Here is a 13,889-nt window from a genome sequence, read left to right on the forward strand (position 1 = left end):
TGCCTGGTGATAACATCGCTATGACTGTTACTCTAATCGCACCTATCGCGATGGACGAAGGTCTACGTTTTGCTATCCGTGAAGGTGGCCGTACAGTTGGTGCTGGTGTTGTTGCAACTATCATTGCTTAATAACATTTAGTACTTACGTACAGAAAAAGGGAGCTTCGGCTCCCTTTTTTATTGCCTAAAATTACGAACATTTTACTTGTTTGTATTGTATAAGCAGGAATACGCGAAAATGTAGCTTGATTTTATGGTGATAAGTGAGCTTTATTCGTTTAATAAAGCAAATCTGATATATAACTATCAGATTAATTCATTGAAAATAAAAGACTTTATAACTATTTTTGTTTAACAATCAAACAGAGCTTGTTTTCAAAATTGTGATCTGTATAATGCACCGCACTGCCCGAGAGTTAGTCTTGTAAGCGCAGTTGTGAACCAATAAGCATTGAGGAGAAATTAACTGCAGGCTACGCCGGGTTTATTTCATAATGAATACTCTGACTTATGTTCGCAGTCATTAAATTGACTGACAATGCATCCGATAGGGATGCTACGTTCACATAAATCAATCGACATTCCCTCGTCTTTACGAGCGTGAGTGGCGATATTGTTTGTGTAATTTTTATTTGGAGCTCTGTCTAATGCAGAACCAACGTATTCGTATCCGCTTAAAGGCGTTCGATCACCGTTTGATCGATCAGTCAACTGCGGAAATCGTTGAAACAGCTAAGCGTACTGGCGCACAGGTTAAGGGTCCAATCCCTCTTCCTACTCGCAAAGAGCGCTTCACTGTTCTTATTTCTCCTCACGTTAATAAGGATGCACGTGATCAGTACGAAATCCGTACTCACAAGCGCCTTATCGACATCGTTGAGCCTACAGACAAAACTGTTGATGCTCTTATGCGTCTAGATCTAGCTGCTGGCGTTGACGTACAGATCAGCCTAGGTTAAGGGGAGATAAGAGAATGATTGGTCTAATCGGTCGTAAAGTGGGCATGACCCGCATCTTTACCGAAGATGGCATTTCTATTCCAGTTACTGTTGTTGAAGTTGAAAACAACCGCGTTACTCAGGTTAAATCTGTAGAAACTGACGGTTACAACGCTATTCAAGTAACAGCTGGAACTAAGAAAGCTAGCCGCGTATCTAAGCCAGAAGCAGGTCACTTTGCGAAAGCAGGTGTTGAAGCTGGTCGCGGTCTTTGGGAATTCCGTCTAGAAAACAGTGAAGAGTTTGCAGTTGGCGCTGAGCTAAGTGTTGAACTATTCAACGATATTAAAAAAGTAGACGTTACTGGTACATCTAAAGGTAAGGGTTTCCAAGGTGCTGTTAAGCGCTGGAACTTCCGTACTCAAGATATGACCCATGGTAACTCCTTGTCTCACCGTGCACCGGGTTCAATTGGCCAATGTCAAACTCCAGGTCGCGTATTTAAAGGCAAGAAAATGGCTGGTCACATGGGTGCTGAGCGTGTAACGACTCAAAACCTAGAGATCGTACGTGTTGACGCTGAGCGCAATCTGCTTCTTATTAAAGGTGCAGTACCGGGCTCAACAGGCGGCAACGTGATCGTTAAACCAGCTGTTAAAGCGTAACGTCGAGGAGTTAGTAATGGAATTGGTAGTCAAAGGCGCTGACGCGCTAACTGTCTCCGAAACTACTTTTGGGCGTGATTTCAATGAAGCGCTTGTACACCAAGTAGTTGTTGCTTTTGCAGCAGGTGCTCGTCAGGGTACACGTGCTCAGAAGACTCGTTCAGACGTTTCTGGTGGTGGCGCTAAGCCATGGCGCCAGAAGGGTACTGGTCGCGCTCGTGCAGGTACAATCCGCAGTCCGCTATGGCGTTCTGGTGGTGTTACTTTCGCTGCTCGTCCTCAGGATCACAGCCAAAAAGTAAACAAGAAAATGTACCGCGGTGCTATGAAGAGCATTCTTTCTGAGTTAGTTCGTCAAGAGCGTTTAATCGTTGTTGATAACTTCACTCTAGAAGCACCAAAGACAAAAGCACTAGTAGCTAAGCTTAAAGAGCTTGAGCTAACTGATGCACTAATCGTAACTGGCGAGTTAGATGAGAATCTATTCCTTGCAGCACGTAACCTATACAAAGTAGACGTACGTGATGCAGCGGCAATCGATCCAGTTAGCTTGATCGCTTTCGATAAGATTGTAATGACTGCAGCAGCAGTTAAAGCAGTTGAGGAGATGCTAGCATGATCACTGAAGAGCGTATTTTAAAAGTTCTACGTGCTCCGCACATTTCTGAAAAAGCATCAATGGCTGCAGAAAACGCGAATACTATCGTTTTCAAAGTAGCATTGAACGCAACGAAGAAAGAGATCAAAGCAGCAGTTGAAAAACTGTTCGAGGTTGAAGTTAAGTCTGTAAATACTCTTATTACTAAGGGTAAGACCAAACGTCAAGGTATGCGCCAAGGCCGTCGTTCAGACGTGAAGAAAGCGTATGTTATCTTGAAAGAAGGTCAAGACATCGACTTCGCTGGTAGTGCAGAGTAAGGCTAGGAGCAAAGAAGAATGGCTATTGTAAAATGTAAGCCGACTTCCCCAGGTCGTCGCCACGTAGTTAAAGTGGTTAACTCTGACCTGCATAAGGGTAAGCCGTACGCACCACTTCTAGAGAAAAACTCTAAGACTGGTGGTCGTAACAATAACGGTCGTATCACTGTACGTCACATCGGTGGTGGTAATAAACAACATTACCGTCTAATCGACTTCAAACGTACTAAAGATGGCATCCCAGCGAAAGTTGAGCGCCTAGAATACGATCCAAACCGTAGCGCAAACATTGCTCTAGTTCTGTACGCAGACGGTGAGCGCCGCTACATTATCGCACCTAAAGGTCTCCAAGCTGGTGATGTTATCCAGTCTGGTCAAGATGCTGCTATTAAAGTTGGTAACACATTACCAATGCGTAACATCCCAGTAGGTTCAACAGTACACTGTGTTGAACTTAAGCCTGGTAAAGGTGCTCAGCTGGCTCGTTCAGCTGGTGCATACGCTCAGATCATTGCACGTGCAGGCACTTATGTGACTCTACGTCTACGTTCTGGTGAGATGCGTAAAGTTCTTGCTGAAGGTCGTGCGACTCTAGGTGAAGTTGGTAATGCAGAACACATGCTACGTGAGCTAGGTAAAGCTGGTGCTTCACGCTGGCGCGGTGTTCGTCCAACTGTACGTGGTGTTGTAATGAACCCAGTTGATCACCCACACGGTGGTGGTGAAGGTCGTACATCAGGCGGTCGTCACCCAGTAACACCTTGGGGTGTTCCAACTAAGGGTTACAAGACTCGTAAGAACAAGCGTACCGACAAGTACATCGTACGTCGTCGTAATAAGTAATTATAAAGAGGATACGCCATGCCACGTTCTCTCAAGAAAGGTCCATTTATTGACCTACACTTGCTGAAGAAGGTAGAGAAAGCGTTGGAAAGCGGTGACAAAAAGCCTGTTAAGACTTGGTCCCGTCGCTCAATGATCATCCCTCAGATGATCGGTTTGACCATCGCTGTCCATAATGGTCGTCAGCACGTACCTGTTTTCGTTTCTGAAGAAATGATCGGTCACAAGCTAGGCGAATTTGCACCAACACGTACTTACCGTGGCCATGCTGCGGATAAGAAAGCTAAAAAGCGCTAAGGAGTAGGTAATGGAAGCTATCGCTAAACATCGCTTTGCTCGCATTTCGCCGCAAAAAGCTCGTTTGGTTGCAGATCAACTGCGCGGTAAGCCAGTTGCTCAAGCTCTAGAAATTCTTAACTTCAGCAACAAAAAAGCTGCTGATTTAATCAAGAAAGTTTTAGAGTCAGCTATCGCTAACGCAGAACACAACGAAGGCGCAGACATTGATGATCTTAATGTTGCTAAAATCTTCGTTGACGAAGGTCCTACCATGAAGCGTATTATGCCTCGTGCTAAAGGCCGTGCCGATCGCATCTTGAAGCGTTCTAGCCACATCACTGTTGTTGTAGCAGACCGCTAAGAGACTAGGAGAGAAAGCAATGGGTCAGAAAGTACATCCTAATGGTATTCGTTTAGGCATTGTTAAGCCTTGGAATACCACTTGGTTTGCTAACAGCCAAGAGTTCGCTGACAACCTAGACGGCGATTTCAAGGTACGCCAGTTCCTTACTAAGGAACTAGCAAAAGCATCTCTATCACGCATCGTTATCGAGCGTCCTGCTAAGAGCATCCGTGTGACTATTCACACTGCTCGTCCAGGCGTAGTAATCGGTAAGAAAGGTGAAGACGTAGAGAAACTACGTGCAGCAGTTGCGAAGATCGCGGGCGTTCCAGCTCAGATCAACATCGCTGAAGTACGTAAGCCAGAACTAGACGGTCAACTAGTAGCAGACAGCATTTCGTCTCAGCTAGAGCGTCGTGTTATGTTCCGTCGCGCTATGAAGCGTGCAGTTCAGAACGCTATGCGTCTTGGCGCTAAAGGTATCAAAGTTGAAGTAAGTGGTCGTCTAGGCGGCGCTGAAATCGCACGTACTGAGTGGTACCGTGAAGGCCGTGTGCCTCTACACACTCTTCGTGCTGACATTGATTACGCAACTTCTTCGGCTCACACCCAATACGGTGTTATCGGCGTTAAAGTTTGGATCTTCAAAGGTGAAGTTCTAGGCGGCATGCCGGTTGAAGAGCCAAAGGCTGAGAAGCCTAAGAAGCAGCGCAAAAGCCGTAAATAAGGAGTTTATTGATGCTGCAACCAAAACGCACTAAATTCCGCAAGGCCTTTAAAGGCCGTAACCGCGGTCTAGCGAACGGTACTGAAGTAAGCTTTGGTCAATTTGGTCTTAAAGCTGTTGGTCGTGGTCGACTAACTGCTCGTCAAATCGAAGCTGCACGTCGTGCTATGACTCGTCATATCAAACGTCAGGGCCAAATCTGGATTCGTGTATTCCCAGACAAACCAATCACATCTAAGCCTCTTGAAGTTCGTCAAGGTAAAGGTAAGGGTAGTGTGGCTTACTGGGTTGCTCAAGTTCAACCAGGTAAAGTTCTATACGAAATGAACGGTGTTTCTGAATCACTAGCACGTGAAGCATTTAACCTTGCTGCACGTAAGCTACCAATCAAAACCACTTTCGTAATTAAGGCGGTGATGTGATGAATGCACAAGATCTACGCGCTAAAAGCGTTGAAGAGCTGAATGCAGAGCTTGTGAATTTGCTACGTGAACAGTTTAACTTGCGCATGCAAGCTGCGACTGGTCAACTACAGCAGACTCACAATCTAAAAACTGTACGTCGTGATATCGCACGTGTTAAAACCGTTCTGACTGAGAAGGCTAGCGCATAATGAGCGAGAAAATTCGTACTCAGCTTGGTCGCGTAGTTAGCGACAAAGGCGATAAGTCTATTGTTGTTGCTATCGAGCGTAAAGTGAAGCACCCGATCTACGGTAAGTACATCACACGCACGACTAAGCTTCATGCACATGACGAAAACAACGAGTGTGGCCTAGGCGATACTGTTGAAGTTCGTGAATGTCGTCCAATGTCAAAGACTAAGTCTTGGACACTGGTACGAGTAGTTGAAAAAGCACGTATCTAATTACTGACTTTTCAGCTATTTAAGTTAGCGGCCCTAAAAATATTGGGGCCGTTCATTTTTTATCTACCCATCGAGCGAAAATGGTGTTATTATTCGCCGCCTTTGAAGAAAAGGCATATCGACTCGTTTTGGGTCTAGATGTTTAAAAAATTAGCGGAGCACTAACATGATCCAAATGCAAAGTATGCTTGATGCAGCGGATAACTCCGGCGCACGTAGCGTAATGTGTATTAAGGTTCTGGGTGGTTCTCACCGTCGCTATGCACATATCGGTGACATCATCAAGGTTACAGTGAAGGAAGCAATTCCTCGCGGTAAAGTAAAGAAAGGTGATGTACTGAAAGCGGTGGTTGTACGCACCCGTAAAGGCGTTCGTCGTCAAGATGGCTCTGTCATTCGCTTTGACCGTAATGCTTGCGTATTGTTGAACGACACTACTGAGCAACCTATCGGTACCCGTATCTTTGGCCCTGTGACTCGTGAACTTCGTAATGCGAAATTCATGAAGATTGTATCACTAGCGCCAGAAGTACTTTAAGGAGCGACTATAATGGCAGCTAAAATCCGTCAAAACGACGAAGTTATCATTCTTGCTGGTAAAGACAAAGGCAAGACTGGTAAAGTAACTAAGGTTCTAGCAACCGGTAAAGTTATCGTTGAAGGTATCAACATGGTTAAGAAACACCAGAAGCCAGTTCCGGCAATGGGTGTTCAAGGCGGTATCGTTGAGCAGGCAGCTGCGATCGATGCGTCTAATGTTGCTATCGTTAACGGTCAAGGTAAAGCGGACCGTGTAGGCTTCCGATTTGAAGACGGCAAAAAAGTTCGTTTCTTCAAGTCGACTGGCGAAACTATCAAGTAAGTTTGGAGTAGTACTATGGCGAAACTGCATGATTACTACAAAGAGACTGTTGTAAAAGAGCTTTCTGAAAAGTTTGAATACAAGAGTATCATGCAAGTCCCAAGGATCGAAAAGATCACACTTAACATGGGTGTGGGCGAAGCTATCAACGACAAGAAGCTGCTAGAGAATGCTGCTGCTGACATGACTGCAATTTCAGGTCAGAAGCCGCTAATCACTGTAGCACGTAAGTCAGTTGCAGGCTTTAAGATCCGTGAGGGCTACCCTATTGGCTGTAAAGTAACCTTACGTGGCGAGCGTATGTGGGACTTTTTCGACCGTCTGATTTCAATTGCTGTACCGCGTATTCGTGACTTCCGTGGTTTAAACCCTAAGTCATTCGATGGTCGTGGTAACTACAGCATGGGCGTTCGTGAGCAGATCATCTTCCCAGAAATCGATTTCGATAAAGTAGATCGTGTACGTGGTTTAGATATCACTGTTACAACTTCTGCTAAATCTGATGAAGAAGCTCTAGCTCTATTGTCTGCTTTTAACTTCCCATTCCGTAAGTAAAAGTAAGGGTTACTAATGGCTAAAGAATCTATGAAGGCACGCGAAGCTAAACGTGCCAAGCTAGTAGCTAAGTTCGCTGAAAAGCGTGCAGCGCTAAAAGCTCTAATTAGCGACGTGAATGCGTCTGAAGAAGATCGCTGGAATGCAGTGCTTAAACTTCAGTCACTACCACGTGATTCTGCGAAGTCTCGTCAGCGTAATCGCTGTAACCAGACTGGACGTCCACACGGCTACCTACGTAAGTTCGGTCTTAGCCGTATCAAGGTTCGTGAAGCTTGCATGAAAGGCGAGATTCCGGGTCTACGTAAAGCAAGCTGGTAATCCAGTAAGCAATTCAGAATCACGGAGTATTAACTTATGAGCATGCAAGATCCGATTTCGGATATGCTGACCCGTCTTCGTAACGGTCAGGCAGCGAAAAAAGTTGCTGTAAAAATGCCATCTTCTAAGCTTAAAGTAGCTATCGCTGCTCTACTTAAAGAAGAAGGTTATGTGGCTGACTACACCTTATCTGGTGATGTTAAGCCTGAGCTAGAAGTTACTCTTAAGTACTTCGAAGCTAACCCAGTTATTGAGCAAATCCAACGTGTATCACGTCCTGGTCTACGCATCTACAAGAAAAAAGATGCGCTACCATCAGTGATGGGTGGCCTTGGTATTGCTGTTGTTTCCACTTCCAAGGGTCTTATGACCGACCGTGCTGCACGCAAAGCGGGTCTTGGCGGTGAGATTATCTGCTACGTAGCATAATAGGAGTAGGATATGTCTCGTGTTGCAAAAGCACCTGTAGTTATTCCTGCCGGCGTAGAAGTTAAACTTAACGGTCAGGAAATTACTGTGAAAGGTAGTAAAGGCGAACTAGTTCGTACTATCCATGATGCAGTAGTTTTAACTTTGGAAGAGAACAAAGTTACTTTCGGTCCTCGTGAAGGATTCGATAAAGCTTGGGCACAAGCAGGTACTGCTCGTGCACTAGTGAACAATATGGTTGTTGGTGTTACTGAAGGCTTCACTAAGAAGCTGACTCTTAAGGGTGTAGGTTACCGTGCTGCTGTTAAAGGCAACGCTGTAGGTTTAACTCTAGGTTTCTCTCATCCAGTTGAGCACGAACTTCCAGCAGGTATCAAAGCTGAATGCCCATCACAAACTGAAATCGTACTTACAGGTACTGATAAGCAGTTAGTTGGTCAGGTAGCTGCTGATATTCGCGCTTACCGTAGCCCTGAACCTTACAAAGGTAAAGGTGTTCGTTACGCCGACGAAGTTGTGCGTACTAAAGAAGCTAAGAAGAAGTAAGGTAACACTATGGATAAGAAAGCATCTCGTATCCGTCGTGCGACCCGAGCACGTCGTAAGATTGCTGAACTGGGCGCAACTCGCCTAGTTGTACACCGTACTCCACGTCACGTGTACGCTCAGGTAATTGCACCGAACGGCTCTGAGGTTATCGCAGCCGCTTCTACCGTAGAAAAAGCGATCCGTGAGCAAGTTAAGAGTACCGGAAACAAAGACGCTGCTACAGCTGTAGGTAAAGCTATTGCTGAGCGCGCGATTGAAAAAGGCATCTCTAACGTTGCATTCGATCGTTCTGGTTTCCAATACCACGGCCGTATCGCTGCACTAGCAGAAGCTGCTCGTGAAGCTGGTCTGAAATTCTAAGGTAGGCGGAAGATGGCTAACGAAAAGACACAATCAGATTTGAATGAAAAGCTGATCGCTGTTAACCGTGTTTCAAAAACGGTTAAAGGTGGTCGTATTTTCAGCTTTACTGCACTAACAGTAGTTGGTGACGGTAACGGTCGCATCGGTTTTGGTTACGGTAAAGCACGTGAAGTGCCTGCTGCAATCCAGAAAGCGATGGAAAAAGCACGTCGTAACATGGTTACAATTGCAATCAACGAAGGTACTCTTCACCACGCTGTTAAAGGCCGTCACACTGGTTCTCAAGTGTACATGCAGCCAGCATCAGAAGGTACAGGTATCATCGCAGGTGGTGCAATGCGTGCAGTGCTAGAAGTTGCGGGTATCCGTAACGTACTAGCTAAAGCATACGGTTCTACTAACCCAATCAACGTTGTTCGCGCAACAATTGATGGTCTTAGTGGAATGAACTCTCCAGAAATGATCGCTGCTAAGCGTGGTCTTTCTGTTAAAGAAATTCTGGAGTAATCGACATGGCTAAAACTATTAAAGTAACCCAAACAAAGAGCTCTATCGGTCGTTTACCGAAGCATAAAGCTACTTTGCGTGGCCTAGGCCTTCGTCGCATCAACCATACTGTAGAACTTGAAGATACTGCTTGCGTACGCGGCATGATCAACAAGGTTTACTACATGGTTAAAGTTGAGGAGTAATCAGTATGCGTTTGAATACTCTATCACCGGCTGCTGGTTCTAAGCCTTCTGCGAAGCGCGTAGGCCGTGGTATCGGTTCAGGTCTGGGCAAAACTTGTGGCCGTGGTCACAAGGGTCAGAAATCACGTTCAGGTGGTTCTGTACGTCCAGGCTTCGAAGGCGGTCAAATGCCTTTGAAACAGCGTCTACCAAAATTCGGTTTTACGTCTCGTAAGAGCCTTGTAACAGCTGAAGTTCGTCTAGCTGAGCTAGCGAAAGTTGAAGGTGATGTTGTAAGCCTTGAAACACTAAAAGCTGCGAATGTTATCACTAAGGACATTAAGTTCGTGAAAGTTGTACTTTCTGGTGAAATCGCTCGTTCAGTAACAGTGAAAGGCCTACGCGTTACTAAAGGCGCTCAAGCTGCTATCGAAGCTGCCGGCGGTAAAATCGAGGAATAATTAACTCGAGGATGAGGTACAGATGGCTAAACAACCAGGACAAGATTTTCGTAGTGCACAAGGTGGCCTAGCAGAGCTTAAGTCACGCCTATTATTCGTATTAGGTGCGATCTTAATATTCCGAGCAGGTTCTTTTGTACCTATTCCTGGTATTGACGCTGCTGTACTTGCCAGTCTGTTCGAACAGCAAAAGGGTACCATCATTGAGATGTTTAACATGTTCTCTGGTGGTGCACTCTCGCGTGCTTCTATTTTAGCTCTGGGAATAATGCCGTATATTTCTGCGTCTATTATTGTCCAGTTGCTAACTGTAGTTCATCCAGCATTAGCTGAGTTGAAGAAAGAAGGTGAGGCTGGCCGTCGTAAGATAAGTCAGTACACCCGATACGGTACGCTTGTCTTGGCAACCTTCCAAGCAATTGGTATTGCAACGGGGTTACCGAGTATGATTCCAGGGCTTGTACATAATCCAGGCCCTAGTTTCTATTTTGTTGCAGTGGTTAGTTTGGTTACCGGCACCATGTTTTTAATGTGGTTAGGTGAACAAATTACCGAGCGTGGTATTGGTAACGGTATATCGTTGATTATTTTCACTGGTATCGTTGCTGGTTTACCGCCAGCGATTGGACAGACCGTAGAGCAAGCGCGTCAAGGCGAATTGCACGTACTTCTTCTACTGTTAATTGCAGTTATATCTTTTGCTGTTATTTACTTTGTAGTGTTCATGGAACGTGGTCAGCGTCGTATCGTCGTTAACTACGCCAAGCGTCAACAAGGCCGTCGTGTCTTTGCTGCGCAGAGCACACACTTGCCGTTGAAAATCAACATGGCAGGTGTTATACCAGCAATTTTTGCATCAAGTATTATTCTTTTCCCAGGCACACTGGCTCAGTGGTTTGGTCAAAGTGAAGGTCTAGGTTGGTTAAGTGATATTTCACTTGCTTTAAGCCCTGGACAGCCTTTATATGTAATGCTTTATGCTGCTGCGATTATATTCTTCTGTTTCTTCTACACCGCGTTGGTATTTAACCCACGCGAGACAGCTGATAATTTGAAGAAGTCTGGTGCATTTATACCTGGTATACGCCCGGGTGAACAGACCGCAAAATATATAGATAAAGTGATGACGCGTTTGACTCTTGCTGGTGCGTTATATATTACCTTTATCTGTCTGATCCCCGAGTTCATGATGATAGCATGGAATGTACGCTTCTATTTTGGTGGTACTTCCCTACTAATCGTAGTTGTTGTTATTATGGATTTCATGGCTCAAGTTCAGACACATTTGATGTCTCAACAATATGAGTCAGTTTTGAAAAAGGCTAATCTTAAAGGCTACGGTCGCTAAGTTTAGTTATCCATATTTACGGAGTTTAGCAATGAAAGTTCGTGCTTCCGTTAAGAAAATCTGCCGTAACTGTAAAGTTATCAAGCGCAACGGTGTTGTGCGTGTAATTTGCAGTGAGCCAAAGCATAAACAACGCCAAGGCTAATTAGCAGAAATATTTCTTGCAAATTGAAGATAGGTTGGCTACATTAGCCAACCATATTTTGTTATGTGCAAAAGAATTGTACCACCGCTGCGTATCCTCAACGGGCTCTGCAGCGGTTATTCTTGTAAAGTACTAGGAGTGAATAGTGGCCCGTATTGCAGGCATTAACATTCCTGATCAAAAGCATGCTGTTATCGCATTAACTGCGATCTACGGCATTGGTAAAACACGTTCTCAAGCTATTTTAGCTGAAACGGGTATTGCTGAAGATGTTAAGATCAGTGAACTAACTGAAGAGCAGATCGATCTACTGCGTGATGGTGTAGCTAAGTACACTGTAGAAGGTGATCTTCGTCGTGAAATTTCCATGAACATCAAGCGCCTAATGGATCTTGGTTGTTACCGTGGTCTTCGTCACCGTCGCAGTCTACCTCTACGTGGACAGCGTACTAAAACCAACGCTCGTACCCGTAAGGGTCCGCGCAAGCCGATCAAAAAATAGTCGGATAAGGTAGAGTACAATGGCAAAACAACCAACTCGCGCTCGTAAGCGCGTACGCAAGCAAGTAGCTGATGGCGTTGCGCACATCCATGCTTCTTTCAATAACACAATCGTAACCATTACTGACCGTCAAGGTAACGCTCTATCTTGGGCTACTGCAGGTGGTTCAGGTTTCCGTGGTTCTCGTAAATCTACTCCGTTCGCTGCACAGGTTGCTGCTGAGCGTTGTGGTGAAATGGCCAAAGAATATGGCGTTAAGAACCTAGAAGTTATGGTTAAGGGCCCTGGTCCTGGTCGTGAGTCTACAATCCGTGCTTTAAACGCAGCGGGTTTCCGTATCACTAACATTGTTGATGCGACTCCGATCCCTCATAACGGTTGTCGTCCACCTAAGAAACGTCGCGTATAACGTTTCGTTTCTAGGAAATTGGAGAAAGAAAAATGGCAAGATATTTGGGTCCTAAGCTAAAGCTTAGCCGTCGCGAAGGCACTGACTTATTCCTTAAGTCTGGTGTACGTGCGATTGATACCAAGTGTAAGATTGATAACGCGCCGGGCCAACATGGTGCTCGTCGTGGTCGTCTATCTGATTACGGCGTTCAGCTTCGTGAGAAGCAGAAAGTTCGTCGTACATATGGCGTACTAGAAAAACAATTCCGTAACTACTACAAGACAGCTGCCCGCATCAAGGGTAACACAGGTGAAAACCTGCTTCAGCTTCTTGAAGGTCGTCTAGATAACGTAGTTTACCGCATGGGCTTTGGCGCAACTCGCGCAGAAGCACGTCAGCTGGTAAGCCACAAAGCGATCCTAGTTAACGGTCAAGTCGTAAACGTTCCTTCTTTCAAGGTAGCGGCAAACGACGTTGTTAGCATTCGTGAGAAAGCTAAGAACCAAGCACGCATTAAAGCAGCTCTAGAAGTTGCTACACAGCGTGAACTACCGACTTGGGTCGAAGTAGACAGCAGCAAGATGGAAGGTACGTTTAAGCGTCTTCCAGAACGTTCTGATTTGTCTGCCGACATCAATGAACACCTGATCGTCGAGCTTTACTCTAAGTAAGGCTACAGTTAAGAGAGGACACAATGCAGGGTTCTGTAACAGAATTTCTTAAGCCGCGTCTTGTTGACATCGAACAAGTTAGCACGACACACGCAAAAGTAACTCTAGAGCCATTAGAGCGTGGTTTTGGCCACACTTTAGGAAACGCTCTTCGTCGTATTTTATTATCTTCTATGCCAGGTTGTGCTGTAACAGAAGTTGAAATCGACGGTGTGTTACATGAGTACAGCACCAAAGAAGGCGTTCAGGAGGATATCCTTGAAATTCTTCTAAACCTTAAAGGTCTAGCCGTTAAGGTTGAGGGTAAAGATGAAGTTATTCTTACTCTGAACAAATCTGGTGCAGGCCCTGTTGTTGCAGGTGACATCACCCATGATGGTGATGTTGAGATTGCGAATCCAGAGCACGTAATCTGCCATATTACTGATGACAATGCTGAATTAAGCATGCGCATCAAGGTAGAGCGTGGTCGCGGCTACGTACCAGCATCAGCTCGTATTCACACTGAAGAAGATGAGCGTCCAATTGGTCGTCTGTTAGTAGATGCTACTTACAGCCCAGTGGACCGTATTGCTTACGCTGTTGAAGCAGCTCGCGTTGAACAACGCACTGACTTAGACAAGCTAGTAATCGATATGGAGACTAATGGTACTCTTGATCCTGAGGAAGCTATCCGTCGTGCAGCAACTATTCTTGCTGAACAATTGGATGCATTCGTAGATCTTCGAGATGTACGTGTTCCTGAAGAGAAAGAAGAGAAGCCGGAGTTCGATCCGATCCTACTGCGTCCTGTAGACGATCTTGAACTAACTGTTCGCTCTGCTAACTGTCTAAAAGCAGAAGCGATCCACTACATCGGTGATCTTGTTCAGCGTACTGAGGTTGAGCTTCTTAAAACGCCAAACCTTGGTAAGAAGTCTTTGACAGAAATCAAAGATGTATTGGCATCTCGTGGTCTATCTCTAGGTATGCGCCTAGAAAATTGGCCGCCAGCTTCAATCGCTGAAGATTAATAGTTTACTGATATCTAGTTAGAAGG

27 protein-coding genes and 1 pseudogene are annotated in these 13,889 nt (G+C 45.3%); all 28 read left to right on the forward strand.

Going from position 1 to position 13,889, the window contains the following annotated elements:
• Positions 1-131, forward strand: a pseudogene (tuf, locus tag C9J42_RS20300) (elongation factor Tu); the annotation flags it as partial.
• A 518-nt stretch (positions 132-649) separates the two neighbouring features.
• On the forward strand, positions 650-961 hold the full coding sequence (rpsJ, locus tag C9J42_RS20305; RefSeq protein WP_002541412.1) for a 30S ribosomal protein S10: 312 nt from the start codon (positions 650-652) through the stop codon (positions 959-961).
• A 14-nt stretch (positions 962-975) separates the two neighbouring features.
• Positions 976-1,605, forward strand: a complete 630-nt coding sequence (rplC, locus tag C9J42_RS20310; RefSeq protein WP_107208697.1) for a 50S ribosomal protein L3 — start codon at positions 976-978, stop codon at positions 1,603-1,605.
• Positions 1,606-1,621: 16 nt separating this feature from the next.
• A complete protein-coding gene (rplD, locus tag C9J42_RS20315; protein ID WP_006647440.1) occupies positions 1,622-2,224 on the forward strand; it encodes a 50S ribosomal protein L4 in 603 nt (200 codons plus the stop codon).
• A complete protein-coding gene (gene rplW / locus C9J42_RS20320) occupies positions 2,221-2,523 on the forward strand; it encodes a 50S ribosomal protein L23 (RefSeq protein ID WP_006647439.1) in 303 nt (100 codons plus the stop codon). The genes rplD and rplW overlap by 4 nt, the downstream gene beginning before the upstream one ends.
• An 18-nt stretch (positions 2,524-2,541) precedes the next feature.
• Positions 2,542-3,366 (forward strand): 50S ribosomal protein L2, encoded by an 825-nt coding sequence (rplB, locus tag C9J42_RS20325; protein ID WP_045084936.1) that lies wholly within the window; start codon positions 2,542-2,544, stop codon positions 3,364-3,366.
• Positions 3,367-3,384: 18 nt separating this feature from the next.
• The gene (gene rpsS / locus C9J42_RS20330) at positions 3,385-3,663 is read left to right on the forward strand and encodes a 30S ribosomal protein S19 (RefSeq protein ID WP_005302795.1); all 279 of its coding nucleotides are present in this window, start codon (positions 3,385-3,387) and stop codon (positions 3,661-3,663) included.
• Positions 3,664-3,673: 10 nt separating this feature from the next.
• Entirely contained in the window at positions 3,674-4,006 is a 333-nt protein-coding gene (gene rplV, locus C9J42_RS20335) for a 50S ribosomal protein L22 (protein ID WP_005302797.1), read from the forward strand.
• Between the two features lie 19 nt (positions 4,007-4,025).
• Positions 4,026-4,715 (forward strand): 30S ribosomal protein S3, encoded by a 690-nt coding sequence (gene rpsC / locus C9J42_RS20340; protein WP_005371002.1) that lies wholly within the window; start codon positions 4,026-4,028, stop codon positions 4,713-4,715.
• Positions 4,716-4,726: 11 nt separating this feature from the next.
• Entirely contained in the window at positions 4,727-5,137 is a 411-nt protein-coding gene (gene rplP, locus C9J42_RS20345) for a 50S ribosomal protein L16 (RefSeq protein WP_005371000.1), read from the forward strand.
• Positions 5,137-5,328, forward strand: a complete 192-nt coding sequence (gene rpmC / locus C9J42_RS20350) for a 50S ribosomal protein L29 (protein ID WP_005370998.1) — start codon at positions 5,137-5,139, stop codon at positions 5,326-5,328. Before rplP ends, rpmC begins: the two co-directional genes overlap by 1 nt.
• On the forward strand, positions 5,328-5,582 hold the full coding sequence (gene rpsQ, locus C9J42_RS20355; protein ID WP_005370996.1) for a 30S ribosomal protein S17: 255 nt from the start codon (positions 5,328-5,330) through the stop codon (positions 5,580-5,582). Before rpmC ends, rpsQ begins: the two co-directional genes overlap by 1 nt.
• Before the next feature lie 166 nt (positions 5,583-5,748).
• On the forward strand, positions 5,749-6,120 hold the full coding sequence (gene rplN, locus C9J42_RS20360) for a 50S ribosomal protein L14 (RefSeq protein WP_107208696.1): 372 nt from the start codon (positions 5,749-5,751) through the stop codon (positions 6,118-6,120).
• A 12-nt stretch (positions 6,121-6,132) separates the two neighbouring features.
• Positions 6,133-6,444, forward strand: a complete 312-nt coding sequence (rplX, locus tag C9J42_RS20365) for a 50S ribosomal protein L24 (protein WP_008988080.1) — start codon at positions 6,133-6,135, stop codon at positions 6,442-6,444.
• 15 nt (positions 6,445-6,459) lie between these two features.
• The gene (gene rplE / locus C9J42_RS20370; protein ID WP_005370989.1) at positions 6,460-6,999 is read left to right on the forward strand and encodes a 50S ribosomal protein L5; all 540 of its coding nucleotides are present in this window, start codon (positions 6,460-6,462) and stop codon (positions 6,997-6,999) included.
• Between the two features lie 15 nt (positions 7,000-7,014).
• On the forward strand, positions 7,015-7,320 hold the full coding sequence (gene rpsN, locus C9J42_RS20375; protein WP_005370985.1) for a 30S ribosomal protein S14: 306 nt from the start codon (positions 7,015-7,017) through the stop codon (positions 7,318-7,320).
• Positions 7,321-7,356: 36 nt separating this feature from the next.
• Positions 7,357-7,749 (forward strand): 30S ribosomal protein S8, encoded by a 393-nt coding sequence (rpsH, locus tag C9J42_RS20380; RefSeq protein WP_005370983.1) that lies wholly within the window; start codon positions 7,357-7,359, stop codon positions 7,747-7,749.
• A 12-nt stretch (positions 7,750-7,761) separates the two neighbouring features.
• On the forward strand, positions 7,762-8,295 hold the full coding sequence (gene rplF, locus C9J42_RS20385; protein ID WP_005370981.1) for a 50S ribosomal protein L6: 534 nt from the start codon (positions 7,762-7,764) through the stop codon (positions 8,293-8,295).
• Between the two features lie 9 nt (positions 8,296-8,304).
• Positions 8,305-8,658: a 50S ribosomal protein L18 gene (gene rplR / locus C9J42_RS20390; protein WP_005370979.1), complete on the forward strand. Its 354-nt coding sequence runs from the start codon at positions 8,305-8,307 to the stop codon at positions 8,656-8,658.
• Between the two features lie 12 nt (positions 8,659-8,670).
• Complete coding sequence (gene rpsE / locus C9J42_RS20395) at positions 8,671-9,168, forward strand: 30S ribosomal protein S5 (RefSeq protein WP_005370977.1); 498 nt, start codon at positions 8,671-8,673, stop codon at positions 9,166-9,168.
• A gap of 5 nt (positions 9,169-9,173) precedes the next feature.
• Positions 9,174-9,353 carry a 50S ribosomal protein L30 gene (rpmD, locus tag C9J42_RS20400; RefSeq protein ID WP_005302823.1) on the forward strand — a complete coding sequence of 60 codons (180 nt, stop codon included), beginning with the start codon at positions 9,174-9,176 and terminating at the stop codon, positions 9,351-9,353.
• Between the two features lie 5 nt (positions 9,354-9,358).
• The gene (gene rplO / locus C9J42_RS20405; RefSeq protein WP_005370970.1) at positions 9,359-9,793 is read left to right on the forward strand and encodes a 50S ribosomal protein L15; all 435 of its coding nucleotides are present in this window, start codon (positions 9,359-9,361) and stop codon (positions 9,791-9,793) included.
• Positions 9,794-9,815: 22 nt separating this feature from the next.
• Positions 9,816-11,141 carry a preprotein translocase subunit SecY gene (gene secY / locus C9J42_RS20410; RefSeq protein ID WP_005370968.1) on the forward strand — a complete coding sequence of 442 codons (1,326 nt, stop codon included), beginning with the start codon at positions 9,816-9,818 and terminating at the stop codon, positions 11,139-11,141.
• A 31-nt stretch (positions 11,142-11,172) separates the two neighbouring features.
• The gene (gene rpmJ / locus C9J42_RS20415) at positions 11,173-11,286 is read left to right on the forward strand and encodes a 50S ribosomal protein L36 (protein ID WP_000868186.1); all 114 of its coding nucleotides are present in this window, start codon (positions 11,173-11,175) and stop codon (positions 11,284-11,286) included.
• Between the two features lie 145 nt (positions 11,287-11,431).
• On the forward strand, positions 11,432-11,788 hold the full coding sequence (gene rpsM / locus C9J42_RS20420; protein ID WP_005370966.1) for a 30S ribosomal protein S13: 357 nt from the start codon (positions 11,432-11,434) through the stop codon (positions 11,786-11,788).
• Positions 11,789-11,807: 19 nt separating this feature from the next.
• Positions 11,808-12,197: a 30S ribosomal protein S11 gene (rpsK, locus tag C9J42_RS20425; protein WP_005370963.1), complete on the forward strand. Its 390-nt coding sequence runs from the start codon at positions 11,808-11,810 to the stop codon at positions 12,195-12,197.
• Between the two features lie 32 nt (positions 12,198-12,229).
• Entirely contained in the window at positions 12,230-12,850 is a 621-nt protein-coding gene (gene rpsD, locus C9J42_RS20430) for a 30S ribosomal protein S4 (protein WP_005370959.1), read from the forward strand.
• Positions 12,851-12,873: 23 nt separating this feature from the next.
• Positions 12,874-13,863, forward strand: coding sequence for a DNA-directed RNA polymerase subunit alpha (rpoA, locus tag C9J42_RS20435; RefSeq protein WP_005370957.1), 990 nt, complete (start codon positions 12,874-12,876; stop codon positions 13,861-13,863).
• Positions 13,864-13,889 lie beyond the last annotated feature (26 nt).

This window comes from Photobacterium sp. GB-56, from assembly GCF_003026105.1.
Taxonomy (GTDB): Bacteria; Pseudomonadota; Gammaproteobacteria; order Enterobacterales; family Vibrionaceae; genus Photobacterium.

Excerpts from the sequence above, each read along its gene's own strand:
- rpsJ (WP_002541412.1), top strand. The coding sequence starts at position 650 with ATGCAGAACCAACGTATTCGTATCCGCTTAAAGGCGTTCGATCACCGT.
- rplC (WP_107208697.1), top strand. The coding sequence starts at position 976 with ATGATTGGTCTAATCGGTCGTAAAGTGGGCATGACCCGCATCTTTACC.
- rplD (WP_006647440.1), top strand. The coding sequence starts at position 1,622 with ATGGAATTGGTAGTCAAAGGCGCTGACGCGCTAACTGTCTCCGAAACT.
- rplW (WP_006647439.1), top strand. The coding sequence starts at position 2,221 with ATGATCACTGAAGAGCGTATTTTAAAAGTTCTACGTGCTCCGCACATT.
- rplB (WP_045084936.1), top strand. The coding sequence starts at position 2,542 with ATGGCTATTGTAAAATGTAAGCCGACTTCCCCAGGTCGTCGCCACGTA.
- rpsS (WP_005302795.1), top strand. The coding sequence starts at position 3,385 with ATGCCACGTTCTCTCAAGAAAGGTCCATTTATTGACCTACACTTGCTG.
- rplV (WP_005302797.1), top strand. The coding sequence starts at position 3,674 with ATGGAAGCTATCGCTAAACATCGCTTTGCTCGCATTTCGCCGCAAAAA.
- rpsC (WP_005371002.1), top strand. The coding sequence starts at position 4,026 with ATGGGTCAGAAAGTACATCCTAATGGTATTCGTTTAGGCATTGTTAAG.
- rplP (WP_005371000.1), top strand. The coding sequence starts at position 4,727 with ATGCTGCAACCAAAACGCACTAAATTCCGCAAGGCCTTTAAAGGCCGT.
- rpmC (WP_005370998.1), top strand. The coding sequence starts at position 5,137 with ATGAATGCACAAGATCTACGCGCTAAAAGCGTTGAAGAGCTGAATGCA.
- rpsQ (WP_005370996.1), top strand. The coding sequence starts at position 5,328 with ATGAGCGAGAAAATTCGTACTCAGCTTGGTCGCGTAGTTAGCGACAAA.
- rplN (WP_107208696.1), top strand. The coding sequence starts at position 5,749 with ATGATCCAAATGCAAAGTATGCTTGATGCAGCGGATAACTCCGGCGCA.
- rplX (WP_008988080.1), top strand. The coding sequence starts at position 6,133 with ATGGCAGCTAAAATCCGTCAAAACGACGAAGTTATCATTCTTGCTGGT.
- rplE (WP_005370989.1), top strand. The coding sequence starts at position 6,460 with ATGGCGAAACTGCATGATTACTACAAAGAGACTGTTGTAAAAGAGCTT.
- rpsN (WP_005370985.1), top strand. The coding sequence starts at position 7,015 with ATGGCTAAAGAATCTATGAAGGCACGCGAAGCTAAACGTGCCAAGCTA.
- rpsH (WP_005370983.1), top strand. The coding sequence starts at position 7,357 with ATGAGCATGCAAGATCCGATTTCGGATATGCTGACCCGTCTTCGTAAC.
- rplF (WP_005370981.1), top strand. The coding sequence starts at position 7,762 with ATGTCTCGTGTTGCAAAAGCACCTGTAGTTATTCCTGCCGGCGTAGAA.
- rplR (WP_005370979.1), top strand. The coding sequence starts at position 8,305 with ATGGATAAGAAAGCATCTCGTATCCGTCGTGCGACCCGAGCACGTCGT.
- rpsE (WP_005370977.1), top strand. The coding sequence starts at position 8,671 with ATGGCTAACGAAAAGACACAATCAGATTTGAATGAAAAGCTGATCGCT.
- rpmD (WP_005302823.1), top strand. The coding sequence starts at position 9,174 with ATGGCTAAAACTATTAAAGTAACCCAAACAAAGAGCTCTATCGGTCGT.
- rplO (WP_005370970.1), top strand. The coding sequence starts at position 9,359 with ATGCGTTTGAATACTCTATCACCGGCTGCTGGTTCTAAGCCTTCTGCG.
- secY (WP_005370968.1), top strand. The coding sequence starts at position 9,816 with ATGGCTAAACAACCAGGACAAGATTTTCGTAGTGCACAAGGTGGCCTA.
- rpmJ (WP_000868186.1), top strand. The coding sequence starts at position 11,173 with ATGAAAGTTCGTGCTTCCGTTAAGAAAATCTGCCGTAACTGTAAAGTT.
- rpsK (WP_005370963.1), top strand. The coding sequence starts at position 11,808 with ATGGCAAAACAACCAACTCGCGCTCGTAAGCGCGTACGCAAGCAAGTA.
- rpsD (WP_005370959.1), top strand. The coding sequence starts at position 12,230 with ATGGCAAGATATTTGGGTCCTAAGCTAAAGCTTAGCCGTCGCGAAGGC.
- rpoA (WP_005370957.1), top strand. The coding sequence starts at position 12,874 with ATGCAGGGTTCTGTAACAGAATTTCTTAAGCCGCGTCTTGTTGACATC.